The following is a 13,310-nucleotide window of genomic DNA, read 5'->3' on the forward strand; positions in this document are numbered from 1 at the left end:
AGAGACAGCAGTAGCAATTAGTACTAAAACATCTAAGAAAAGTGTAATGTAAAACATTCTCTTCAACTCCTCAATTTTTTTTCATCAATCCAATAAGGATAATTTGGACAATAACAAAAGATTTTAGAATAGATAACTTAAACATTGTAATCTTCCTTTTGAATTTGATATTGCATTAACTGTGAATCTACGATTAAACCAATCAAACTCAATGGTAGAGACAAATTGCCTATGGGTTCTATAAAATACACCATGACATCGTTAACCACATAAAGAGAGGTCAGAACACTTTGATTTGGCTGAAAAAATGATGCGTAATCAGCAGGTAAGAAAGAATCATCTAATTCTTCAAATTCAAATACATACGATTCATATGCTAGGTCATCCCTAGTAATTGGATGACCTAAGTGTTTGCTAATCCATTCAAGTGCTAATGACTCTTTACTCATGAATAACACCTCCTTTGTTCAAATAACCTTCCTTTAAGAAAGAGAAATACTCTGTTGGAGATACAATCAAATGATCTACTAGTTCAATGCCTAGTAATTCACCACATTTCTGAATGACCCTTGTGAAATAGATGTCAGTCTCGGAAGGTGTCACATCATAGGATGGGTGATTATGAGCTAAAAACAGACGAGCAGAATTAGATAAAATAGCATTTTTGAATACCTCCCTAGGTGTTGCGATGGTTGCATTCAGCGAACCAACCGATACAGTTGAGATAAAATTGATGGCTGATTTAGTATTTACTCCAATGACAATTAAGGTTTCACGGTCATTACTACCAATGAAATCACGGGTAAAGTTTGAAACCTCATCAGTAGAAGCTAATCGCACATCCCCATACTCAATCTGATCAACGATTACTTGCTTTAATTCGACATATGATACAGTTTCCATATATAACGCCTCCATATATTTAATAAAGAAAAATCCCCCATCGATGGCAGTCGATGGGGGATAGTAATCCTTGAATGTGACAGGTTTCGGCTGTCTATCATTCGACACTATAATATATGCTTAAAATGTTAAATAAATACAATCCTAAATGAGTTTAAGAAGATTACAAAAACGTTACAAAAAGAGAGAGTATGCTATAATATGCTTAATTTACTGAGTATAGTAAAAAAATATATAAGAATAAATCAAATGAGGTTTTTGAAATGAATGAATCAATGAGAAGAGAATTGACAAGTATAAATATAGCTGAAAAATCACAATTAATATGGAATATTGCTGATACATCATTGAGAGGACTCTACAAACCACATGAATACGGAGAAGTAATTCTTCCAATGACTGTGATAAAACGCTTTCATGACATCTTGCTTCCAACAAGGGAAAAAGTCCTAGATGAAGTGGAGAAACGAAAAAATCTTGCTGTTAAGGAAGGATTCTTTAGACGTGCATCTGGGTATGTTTTCTATAATACAAGTCTATACACCTTTGAATCTCTTCTTACAGACTCAGAAAATATTGAAGCAAATTTTCGAGCTTATCTCAATGGATTCTCTGACAATGTGCAAGACATAATAGCACACTTTGAATTGGATACCCATATTACAAAACTTGCCAAATCAGATAGATTGTTTCAAGTTTTACAAGAATTTTCGACACCTAAAGGGTATATGGGAGCCGATAAGATTAGTTCAACAGATATGGGATATATTTTTGAAGACTTAGTTAAACGATTCTCTGAAAGTTACAACGAAGATGCAGGAGAGCACTTCACCTCCAGAGATATCATTTATTTGATGACAGACATCTTATTAGAGAATGAAAAAGTCAGCTTAGAAAGTGATGGAGTATCAAAGTCTGTCTATGATCAGACAATGGGAACGAGTCAAATGTTGACTGCCATGGAGGAAAGATTAAAGCTTCTAGATAGTGAAGCAAATGTACAATTGTATGGTCAGGAAATCAATCCACAAACATTTGCAATTGCAAAATCAGATATGCTAATTCGCGGAGGCAGCCCCGATACAATGTTTTTAGGGAATACATTGACTGATGACAAATTTTCAGGCTTTAAGTTTGACTATGCGATTTCTAACCCTCCATTTGGGATTGACTGGAAAACTGCATATAAAAAAGTCAAAACTGAACATGACAAAGGTGCAGAAGGAAGATTTGAACCAGGACTACCAAGAAAATCTGATGGTCAATTACTTTTCATGTTAAATGGACTAAGCAAATTAAAAGATACTGGTCGAATGGCAATTGTTCATAATGGTTCAGCCTTGTTCAGTGGATCAGCTGGAGGTGGCGAGAGTGAAATTCGACGTTATGTCATTGAAAATGATTGGCTAGAAGCTATTGTGCAATTACCAAATGATGTTTTCTATAATACAGGAATCACAACCTATATCTGGATTTTTTCTAAAACAAAAGAGCCTTTACGCGAAGGTAAGATACAATTGATTGATGCATCAAACATGTTTGAAAAGAGACGTAAGCCTATTGGGACTAAGCGGGTGGATTTGAGTGAACCATGTCGTGAAGTGATAGTTCAAGCATACGGAGAGTTTTTGAACAAAGAATACCGAATGGGAAATAAAACTGTTGATTCTAAAATCTTTGATAACGAAGATTTTGGTTCATACAAAGTGACTGTGGAATCACCACAAAAGGATGAATTCGGCAACCCTATTTTGAAAAAAGGTAAGCCAGTTGTTGACACTAGTTTAAGGGATACAGAAGACATACCACTAAAAGAGGATATTACAGAGTATTTTGAACGTGAAGTTAAACCATTTAATCCCGAAGCGTGGATAGATAAAAGTAAAACTAAAATTGGTTACGAAATACCTTTTACTCGTTTATTCTATAAATATGAGGCTCCAGAAAAAACAGAGGACATTGCAAAACGTATCTCAGAAATAGAGTCAAGAATTGTAAAGAGTTTTGAAGCCTTATCTGGTGAGGAGGTTGAAGTGGACGATGAGTAGACCAATGAAAGACAGTTATGTGGAATGGATAGGTTTTATACCAACTAATTGGAATGTGCAACGGTTAAAATTTCTTAGTAGCATAAAAACGGGAAATAAAGATACTATTGATAAAGTCGATGAGGCAGAGTTTCCTTTTTTTGTTAGATCACCTAAAGTTGAGAGAATTGATAGTTATTCATTTGATGGAGAGGCAATTCTTACAGCAGGAGACGGCGTGGGGGCGGGGAAAGTTTTTCACTATGCTAACGGTAAATTCAATTATCATCAACGTGTTTATAATATACATAATTTTAAAAATATAAACGGTATTTTTTTATATTACTATATGAAAGTTAATTTTATAAAAGAAGTAGAGAAAGGTACAGCTAAATCGACTGTTGATTCAATTCGGTTACACATGCTACAGAATTTTTCGGTTTGCTTACCTCCAATAGAAGAACAACAAAGAATTGTATCTTTTCTTGACGAAAAAGTTACTCACATCGATAGCATACTAGCAGACACTAAAGAGTCAATTGAAGCACTAAAATCATACAAACAGTCCCTCATTACTGAGACTGTAACAAAAGGATTAGATGCTAATGTGGAGATGAAAGATAGTGGAATTGAATGGATTGGTTTGATACCTACACATTGGAATTCAGCATTGCTCAGTCAATACTTTAAACAAGTAAAGAATAAAAATAAAGAATTAATTGAAACTAATTTATTATCACTCTCTTATGGGAAAATAATTCAAAAAGATATCAATACCACAGATGGACTTTTACCAAGTAATTTTGAAGGGTACAATATCATTCAAGATAATGACATTGTACTACGAATGACTGACCTTCAAAACGATAAAACAAGTTTACGTGTAGGATATTCTAATCAGGACGGTATAATTACATCAGCATATATAACTGTTAGGCCATATAATACAATTCATAGTCATTATGTTTATTTTTTCTTACATTCATTTGATATTTATAAAGGGTTCTATGGTATGGGCTCAGGAGTCCGACAAAATGTGACATTTGAAATACTAAAAAAATTAGAGATACTTTTACCACCATTAAATGAGCAGAAGATGATAGTAGAGTATATTGAAAATAAAATTCTAGTAATTGATGAGTTAATAAATGATAAAGAATCATTAATAAAGGAGATAGAATCTTATAAAAAATCTTTCATCTATGAATACGTCACTGGAAAGAAGGAAGTGAAGTAATGGCAATCACAAATACTCGTGAAGTACAATTTGAATCTGATATTGAACATTATTTGATAAATAAAGGTGGGTACACAAAAGGAAATCAGTCAACCTATGATAAAGATTTGGCAATGGATGTTGAAAAGCTTGCTTCTTTTCTTGAAGATACACAGTCAAAAGAATGGCGAAAGTATCTCAGGATATACGGAGACGATGCAATCTACCAATTGGGAAAACGTGTGAATGATATGATTGACCAATACGGTCTGTTACATGTTTTAAGGTCAGAAGTGACTGATCGTGGGTGTCGATTTAAGCTTATAGCATTCAAGCCAGAGTCAACACTAAATACAGAAACAATGAGAATGTACGAAGCAAATCGAATTGAAGTCATCCGACAGTTTTCTTATGAAAAAGAGCGGAACTATACATTGGATATGGTGTTGTCAATCAATGGAATCCCTATGGTTGCTTTAGAACTTAAAAACCAACTGACTGGACAATCTGTGGATGATGCAAAAACTCAGTACATTAGAAATAGGAATCCTAGAGAAAAGTGTTTTCAATTCAATAAACGCTTCTTGGTCTACTTTGCTGTAGATTTGTACGAGGCATGGATGACAACTAAGCTAGCAAAAGAAAAAACATACTTTCTTCCATTTAACCAAGGATCTAATGGAGCTGGGAATGTTGGAGGTAAGGGGAACCCATCAAATTCTGATGGCTATGCCACATCCTATCTTTGGGAAAACATTCTAAAAAAAGATAGTCTGTTAGCAATTCTACAACGATTTTTACATTTGGATGTAGATGAAAAAACCAAGAAACAGAGTCTCATCTTTCCTAGATACCATCAATGGGATTTGGTCACAAAGCTTTCTGCTGATGTAAAAGCAAATGGAGCTGGGAAGAACTATCTAGCTCAACACTCTACAGGTTCAGGAAAAAGCTACAGTATCACTTGGCTAGCCTACCGACTATCTACATTGCATGATGAATTGAATCAATCTGTCTTCAATACTGTCATCATTGTTACTGATCGCCGAGTCCTAGACCAACAACTTCAAAAAGATATCATGAGTTTTGACCATACTCCAGGAGTTGTTGAAACCATTGATGAGAAAAAATCATCAAAAGACCTAAGAGATGCTATCAATGATGGACGAAGAATCATCATAACTACCTTGCAAAAGTTTCCAGTCATTTACAAAGAAGTTGAAAACACGCAAGGGAAAAAATTTGCAGTAATTGTCGATGAGGCTCATTCTTCTCAAACTGGTAGTAGTGCCCAAAAGCTAAAGGTTGCACTTGGTGATAAGACAGAAGCATTGCGTCAATTTGCTGAAATAGAAGAGCTAGAAGAAGAGGAACTGATAGACGAAGAGGACTTCATCGTTCAAGAAATGTTGGCGCACGGAAAACACAGTAACATGAGTTTCTTTGCATTTACAGCAACACCAAAACCTCAGACAATTGAGATGTTTGAAACACCTCGTACTGACGGTGGGTATCGTCCGTTCCACATATATAGTATGAGACAAGCGATTGAAGAAGGGTTCATTTTGGATGTCCTAGAAAACTATATGACCTATGAAACAAGTTACCAAATTGCGAAAGCAACAGAGGACAACCCTGAGATCCCAGTGACTCAAGGTGTAAAAGCTATTCGAAGGTTTCAATCCATGCATCCTTTCAATTTACGACAAAAAACAATCGTCATGGTTGAGCAGTTCAGAGAAATTACAGCAAAAAAAATAAATGGACAAGCTAAAGCGATGCTAGTAACCTCTAGTCGACTTCATGCAGTTCGGTATTACTATGAGTTTAAAGACTATATAAAGGAACAGGGTTACGACAATCTCGATGTTTTGGTTGCCTTCACGGGTGTTGTCAATGATGCGGAAAGAGAATACAGTGAGGCTAGTATCAATAAAACTAAAGATGGCAGACCTATTTCTGAGAGACAACTTCCTAATGAATTTGATACGGATAATTTCAACATGCTAATTGTTGCTGAAAAGTACCAAACTGGATTTAACCAGCCTAAGCTACATACGATGTTCATTGACAAGAAACTAAAAGGCGTCAAAGCAGTACAGACACTTTCTCGATTAAATAGAACTACATCAGGTAAGACAGACACATTTATATTAGATTTTGCTAATAAAGCTGAGGACATTCAAGAAGCCTTTAAGCCATACTTTGATGCAACAGAACTAAGTGAACCAATTGATGTCAATATGGTATACGATATGCAACAAAGAATAAGAGCCAAATACCTATACAATGATTCCGACATCGACAAGTTCATCAAAATTTACTATAAAGAAGGTCGACAGACAAATACTGATCTGGGGAGGATGACAAGTCTTTTTAAACCGATACTAGAAAGATACCAAGATTTAGGGGAAGAGGAACAGTATCAATTTAGAGTCGGATTACGTAAGTTCATCAAGTGGTATGGATATATCACTCAAATTACAAGAATATTTGATGGGGAACTACACAAAGAATTCATTTTCGCCAAGTATCTTGAAAAGTTCATTCCGAAGGTAGATAGGGAGAATGTAGATTTAGACGGTATCATTCAACTGGAGTACTACAATTTAAAAGAGAGTTTCAAAGGAGATATTTCCATCAAGGAGAACGATGGGGCATACGAATTAACTCAAGTAAAAGGAAACACAGACCCAATGAAACCAGAAGAGCTAAGTGATACATTAGATAGTATTATTAATGGGATCAATAAAGAGTATCCAGGAGTGGTCTCAGAAGAGAATAGGGTAATTCTTGAAGATTTGGTTTCTGTAATTAATGAAGAAAATAAGCAACTAGAACGTTCTGCTAAAACTAATGACTTCAAAATGTTCTTAGATACGTTTCAACCAATCTTTGATGACAAGACCATAGAGCAATACGACAAGACAATTGAGACTCATGACAAAAAAATGAAAGCATATGAGAAAATTTTTCAAGACCCAGAGCTATACCATGCTGTTAGGATAGTATTAGCGAAAGAAGCGTACAAGAAGTATCGAAGTGTAGTGCTGTAAAATTTTATTTGTCCTAATTTGGATCTAATATCTTCTATTCATAACCTTATCTAAAAAAGATAGCTAGACTTTCTGATGAATATTTGCTAACTTTTAAGTAAATAAGATAAGGAAGTGATTAATGTGAGTAGTGGAGAGAAATTTAAAGCTATAGTAAAAGAACATGAAATGTATCATGATTTAGTTGATACCGATGTTGATGAAGAGAATGGTGAGAAAGTCGACACAATGATTTTTCAGCTTGTTGAAGTAGTTGAGGGACATCATGAATACGATGAAGCCGAGGACATGATTCATGTGTCAATGGAACGATTAGAAGAGTTATATGATGAGCCAATCAATGATTCAGCTAGATACCTAGCAGTGCTTTCTAATGAGTATATAGAGGAAATAGGAATGTACGATTTACATCTATATTCCTTAGAAGAAATTTAAATAATAACTAACTAGAAGAATCTCAAAAGTCTTTGCTCTGTTTGTGAGAAAGATTGATGAGATTTTTTTTGCTAAGTCATACCAAAATAGATAATAGAATTTATTAGCTATCGATGGTACGGACATAGTTATCATAAATAGGTGGTCCTTTTAGGAGAGAATCCGGGAAAGAACAGCTATCAATAAGAACTTCAGAAGTAAGCAAATGCCCAATTTATAACATCATACTGTTAACCTGATAATTTGCTATAGGAAGGGGGAGAAAGAATGACAACTGTGATGTGGTTTCGGCGTGATTTAAGAATGGTTGATAATAAAGCTTTGGCCAGGGCATTTCAGGATAGTGAGGATGTTCTGTGTGTGTTTCATTTGAACCCCGAACAACTAACTCAAGAATATTCTTCTAGCCAGTCTGCCTTTCTTCAAAGTGTCGAACACTTACGACAAAGTTTAGCCAAAGAAGGCATTCAACTCTACCTTCTCTATGGAGAACTAGAAGAATCTTTTGATCAATTAAGACAAGTCTTACCTAATTGGACGGATGTTTATTTCAATTATGATGAAGCCGGGTATGGGCGATTACGCGACCAACGGGCTGCGACTTATTTCAGAACTCATGGTATTAAAATTCACGCCTTTCAAGATCATTACTTGCATGGAAGTCAAGATGTGAAGAATCAATTTGGTAAGACATACAAAGTTTTTACACCTTATTATCGAGTTTGGCGAGCTTTACCCAAAGAAAAGCCGGTTTCGGTTGATTTATCTTTTGCTCGAACCATCGAACTAAATCAAGATCCAGAGACTTTGAAAATATTCAACCGCTTATGGGAACCATTATCTTTCTATCATCCAGGCACTGAAGTGGCGCTCACGAAATTAGATTCGTTCATCGCGGATAAATTAGAAAATTATCAAGTTCAGCGCGATTATCCCAGTATTAATGGAACTAGCCAATTATCTTCGCATTTACGCACAGGTGAAATCTCGATTCGCATGGTATTTGACGCGGTTATTCATTACATCCCTTCCGATGCGCAAGAAACCTTTATTAAAGAATTGGCTTGGCGTGATTTTTATAACATGGTCTATGTAGAGAACCCGAGGCAGAAGGAGAAGCCATTCAGAGTCAATACAAGGACCTAGAGTGGGATAACAACCTTGACCTATTCAACCTATGGAAGAAAGGTGAGACTGGATTTCCTATTGTGGATGCAGCTATGCGCCAATTAAACACAACCGGTTGGATGCATAATCGTCTTAGAATGATTACGGCGTCCTTCTTAACCAAGGACTTGTTGATTGATTGGCGGTGGGGAGAACGCTATTTCCAACAAATGCTGATAGATTACGATCCAGCAAGTAATATTGTTGGATGGCAATGGGTAGCTTCTACGGGGACCGATGCAGCGCCTTATTTCAGAATTTTCAACCCGACTACTCAATCTAAACGGTATGACCCAGAAGGTGAGTTCATCAAACACTATCTACCTTAACTAGCTGATGTTCCTAAAAAATGGCTGCATGAGCCGGCCCGTATGCCATTAAACATTCAAGAAACGTCTCATTGCATCATAGGGCAGGACTACCCAGTACCGATAGTAGACCATAAGATTCAACGCCAAATTGCCATCAAAAGATATAAAGCAGCTAGCAAATCAGAAGATAATTTTATCAGTTAGCCACCATTATGTCTGTTTTAGCTTGCGAGTTTCACAAGAGTTATCTCTACTGCTCTTTGTCAGTGCCATTGGAATTGGGGAGTATGGTAGAAAAAAGCGTTTATCAGCACCTTATTACTTGGAAGGATTAAGGATTAAAAGTTAGTACATCAAGATAAAAAAGCACTCTGATATAGTGGAGCGAGACCTAAACCCCGACAAGGATTTAGGATCACAACACATCATCTGGAGTGCCTTTTTATTGAGCTATTTAGCTTTAGGTTGTGAGATTTAGAAATCAAACTTTCCACTTTGCTTAGATTCTATTCTACTAAGATTTGGCCCATCATACCAGTGTCTTCATGTTCTAGAAGGTGACAGTGATACATGAAGAGGCCTTTTTCTGGAAAGTCAACTTCAATTTGGACGCTCTCACCAGGATAAAGAGCAATGGTATCTTTCCAACCTCGTTCATTTTCAGGAGGGATTGCGCCATTTCGGTTTAGCACTTTGAATTGAAGACCGTGAAGATGGAAGGGATGAATCATACCACCCATCATGTGTCGTGTATTTTCTATTTCCCAGACCTCTTTTTCTCCTACTTTTGCTTGCAAATCGATTCGGTCCATGTCAAATTGTTTGCCGTCAATCGTGACCATATTCCCCATTCCACTAAAAGTCATCTTTTTATCCGGGGATACCTCATCAGCTGTATGAGTGATGGTATTCATCGTAGTTGGTAAAGGTACATCTTCTTCGGTACTTTCTTCGGTCACATTAAGCGTTAGAACGGGGACATCACCTGTCATTAATTGAATGGTGTCTCCCATAGTATAGCTGCTGAGATCAACAATAATCTCCGCTCGTTCCCCCGGAACAAGTTGCAAGCTTTCCATTGGGATAGGTTCATTCAGGAATCCACCATCCGAAGTAATCTGGTAGAAACTAGTGTCATCAGACAGATGAAATTGGTAGTTGCGGGCATTGGATCCATTAAGGAGACGCAGCCGGATTTTCTCATTCTTAACGTCTACATAAGGGTTAATGGTTCCGTTTATAACCAAGGTATCCCCATAAGTTCCGTCAGGACTATAAGCAGTGGAATAATTGAGCTGATTATTTTCATCGAAGAGGCGGTCTTGGATGATAACCGGAAAATCATTGATGCCATATTCCTTAGGAATCGCCAAAGAGTCTGAATGATCGTCTTCGATATAAATTAGACCCGCCAAGCCATAATAAACCTGTTCTGCTGTTTCACCGTGGGGATGAGGATGAAACCAGAGGGTTGCCGCTTCCTGATTAACCGTGAATTCTAAATTGACGCTTTGATTGGGAGCAATAGGCGAATGTGGTCCACCATCTACATTCGATGGTACTTCCAAACCGTGCCAATGAAAGGAAGTAGCCGTATCCAATTCATTTTCAGTTTGAATGGAAACCTGTTGACCGGTTCTTAGGTGAATGATTGGTCCTAAGATAGAGCCGTTATAACCATAGCTTTGGGTGGCTGCCCCTTCTTTTAATTGTGTATTGCCTTGCTGTGCGGTAATAGTATAAGAAATCTCTCCATCTGGGTTGGTTACACCTTCAAGAATAGAAGGAAGATTTAGTTTATTCGATGGCTCGTTTGACGGCGCTAATTCGGTCGTGACCTCACCGTTCATGTTCATCATGCCCATTCCCGATATTTGTCCAGCTTGATTGGGGAAAAAAATAAAAGAGATAGTAGCAAACAACAGTAAGACAATCCCTAAACGTATAACGTTAACTTGCTTCTTCAATGTGACTCCTCCTCATGTTTATGATGACAAACCGTTTTTACTAAAAATGGTGAAAATTCTATCTAAAAAAGGAAACTTACCGAGTTCTAGGCATCATGTGAAGCTAGACTCCTTGTGAAATAAGAAATGAAATATAAACTAAACCCGTCGCTCTCTGCCTTTGGTCAAAACCTGCTCGCCACTAACAAACATTTGTCATTCAAACACTATTTATTATAATTATAGCATATTAATCTTTAAAGATTTATCTTTCAAATAGTAAATTTATATTGTTTTTTTGAGGAAAAACGATTAAATAATGTGGCCGCAGAGTGGGATTAATGAAAAGGTGAGGTGTGAGTAGGAATTTTCAGTTTGCTTGAGCTTCATGCAAATATCGTTTAATATTCAGTAAAGTCCCTCACATAAAAAAAGGAGCACACCAGATGAGAATCCATACTCTAGAAAAAACAGATATTGTTAAGTTAAAAGATCTCCTTGATGTTTACTGTGAAGCCTTTGAAGAAGTGCATCCATTCCCTTCTGATGTTGCTTGGCAAAGGTTAATGGGTCATCCAGCTGCACCAGAATAAAGGGGTAGGAAAAGCGCTACCATCTAAAAAATACAATCCAGAAACGGTATGTACAGTCTGTATATACTTGATCTAAAAAGAATGGTAGTTACATTGAGATTCATTTTATATCGTATCAAAATAGTTAATAGAATTTATTCTCGATCGATGATAGGGACTAAGTTATGATGAATAGATAGTAAAAATTTCGAGATGAATTATTAATGAACATTCAAAATAATCCTGCATTAGCATTTCAATTGTTTGAAGAGAAGAAATTTATTGAATCTAAGAATCTTTATGAGGAGATACTTGAGAAAACGTTAGCGTTAAATGTGACTATTCAAGTGAGGTATGGTTATGGATATCATTTTAGTGTATTAGGTTTAGTTGAAGAAGCAATTGATAATTATACTGAATTAGAAATGATAGGTAGAGGGAATTCAAGTAATGAAATTGTTTCTCAAGCCATTCATCAAGCAGGAATGGTCTACTGACAGGATGAATGGATGAGTATAGCAAACACAAATAGGTTCAAGACTTTTAAAAAAAGACTACCACTTTATTAGCACAATTACTAATTAAATAAAAGGGGATATTTGTATGCAAAATGAAACCAGTATCTTAATTTATCAAACAGAGGATGGAGATACTAAGATAGATGTTAGGTTAGAAAATGAAACAGTATGGATGACTCAGAAAGCAATTGCTGAGCTTTATCAGAAAAGTGTCAATACGATTAATGAACATATAAAGAACATCTATGCAGAATCGGAGTTACAGGAGTTAGCAACTATTCGGAAAAGCCGAATAGTTCAAACTGAAGGTAAACGTGATGTTGAACGTGAAGTATCTTTTTATAACCTTGAAATGATTCTCTCAATTGGTTACCGCGTTCGCTCTCATCGCGGTACACAATTCCGTCAATGGGCAACTGAACGACTGAATGAATATCTTGTAAAAGGTTTTACGATGGATGATGAACGATTGAAAGAAATGCGAAACTTCGGAGAGGATTACTTCAATGAATTGCTGGAACGAATCCGCGATATTCGTGCTTCGGAAAAACGATTCTATAAAGCAATTACTGATATCTACGCTACTTCCGTAGACTACGATCCAAAAGCAGAAATTACACAGAATTTTTTCGCAACTATACAAAATAAGTTGCAATTCGCAATCCATGGACAAACAGCTGCTGAACTGATTGTGGATAGAGCAAATTCTGAAAAAGAGAATATGGGTCTTACTACTTGGAAAGGTGGTAAAGTACGTAAAGGCGATATAACGGTTGCTAAAAATTATTTATCTGAGAATGAATTAAAATCTCTTAACCGAATCGTTACGATGTATCTGGATTACGCTGAGGATCAGGCAGAACGACAACGTCCAATGTTTATGAAGGACTGGATTGATAAACTGAATGCCTTTCTTCAATTTAATAATCGAGACATTCTTGAGAATACGGGTAAAGTCTCAAAAGCCGTTGCTGATAAAATTGCCAGTCAAGAATATGAAAAATATAATTATCGTCGAATTATTCAAAACACTACTGATGATTTTGACAAATTTATCGAGATTAATAATTTTAAAAAATGATAGAGTTTTAACCATTTAGCATATCCACTGGTATTTAATAAGTGAAGAATTTTTCATAATTTGGCTAGACTCACCCAT

Annotated in this window: 10 protein-coding genes and 1 pseudogene; 8 read left to right on the top strand and 3 right to left on the bottom strand. The window is 36.1% G+C overall.

Annotated features, from left to right (window positions below; genetic code table 11):
• Positions 1–137: 137 nt before the first annotated feature.
• On the bottom strand, positions 138–449 hold the full coding sequence (locus tag NRE15_RS10165) for a hypothetical protein (protein WP_313792772.1): 312 nt from the start codon (positions 447–449) through the stop codon (positions 138–140).
• Complete coding sequence (locus tag NRE15_RS10170) at positions 442–903, bottom strand: JAB domain-containing protein (RefSeq protein WP_313792773.1); 462 nt, start codon at positions 901–903, stop codon at positions 442–444. Before NRE15_RS10170 ends, NRE15_RS10165 begins: the two co-directional genes overlap by 8 nt.
• Positions 904–1,166: 263 nt before the next feature.
• On the opposite strand from NRE15_RS10170, the gene NRE15_RS10175 reads away from it, so the two are divergent.
• From NRE15_RS10175 to NRE15_RS10195, 5 genes and pseudogenes are all read left to right on the top strand, one after another.
• Entirely contained in the window at positions 1,167–2,951 is a 1,785-nt protein-coding gene (locus tag NRE15_RS10175) for a type I restriction-modification system subunit M (protein WP_313792774.1), read from the top strand.
• A complete protein-coding gene (locus NRE15_RS10180; RefSeq protein WP_313792775.1) occupies positions 2,944–4,167 on the top strand; it encodes a restriction endonuclease subunit S in 1,224 nt (407 codons plus the stop codon). The genes NRE15_RS10175 and NRE15_RS10180 overlap by 8 nt, the downstream gene beginning before the upstream one ends.
• Positions 4,167–7,202 carry a type I restriction endonuclease subunit R gene (locus NRE15_RS10185; RefSeq protein ID WP_313792776.1) on the top strand — a complete coding sequence of 1,012 codons (3,036 nt, stop codon included), beginning with the start codon at positions 4,167–4,169 and terminating at the stop codon, positions 7,200–7,202. Before NRE15_RS10180 ends, NRE15_RS10185 begins: the two co-directional genes overlap by 1 nt.
• 123 nt (positions 7,203–7,325) lie before the next feature.
• Complete coding sequence (locus NRE15_RS10190; RefSeq protein ID WP_313792777.1) at positions 7,326–7,637, top strand: hypothetical protein; 312 nt, start codon at positions 7,326–7,328, stop codon at positions 7,635–7,637.
• A gap of 267 nt (positions 7,638–7,904) precedes the next feature.
• Positions 7,905–9,319: pseudogene (locus tag NRE15_RS10195) on the top strand (cryptochrome/photolyase family protein).
• A gap of 302 nt (positions 9,320–9,621) precedes the next feature.
• Here NRE15_RS10195 and NRE15_RS10200 read toward each other — a convergent pair.
• Positions 9,622–11,082 (bottom strand): multicopper oxidase family protein, encoded by a 1,461-nt coding sequence (locus tag NRE15_RS10200; RefSeq protein WP_313792778.1) that lies wholly within the window; start codon positions 11,080–11,082, stop codon positions 9,622–9,624.
• A gap of 425 nt (positions 11,083–11,507) precedes the next feature.
• On the opposite strand from NRE15_RS10200, the gene NRE15_RS10205 reads away from it, so the two are divergent.
• The 3 genes from NRE15_RS10205 (at position 11,508) to NRE15_RS10215 (ending at position 13,232) form a co-directional block, all read left to right on the top strand.
• The gene (locus tag NRE15_RS10205; protein ID WP_313792779.1) at positions 11,508–11,654 is read left to right on the top strand and encodes a hypothetical protein; all 147 of its coding nucleotides are present in this window, start codon (positions 11,508–11,510) and stop codon (positions 11,652–11,654) included.
• Between the two features lie 203 nt (positions 11,655–11,857).
• Positions 11,858–12,130: a hypothetical protein gene (locus NRE15_RS10210; RefSeq protein ID WP_313792780.1), complete on the top strand. Its 273-nt coding sequence runs from the start codon at positions 11,858–11,860 to the stop codon at positions 12,128–12,130.
• Positions 12,131–12,236: 106 nt separating this feature from the next.
• A complete protein-coding gene (locus NRE15_RS10215) occupies positions 12,237–13,232 on the top strand; it encodes a virulence RhuM family protein (protein WP_313792781.1) in 996 nt (331 codons plus the stop codon).
• Positions 13,233–13,310 lie beyond the last annotated feature (78 nt).

This window comes from Fundicoccus culcitae (genome assembly GCF_024661895.1).
Classification (GTDB): domain Bacteria; phylum Bacillota; class Bacilli; order Lactobacillales; family Aerococcaceae; genus Fundicoccus_A; species Fundicoccus_A culcitae.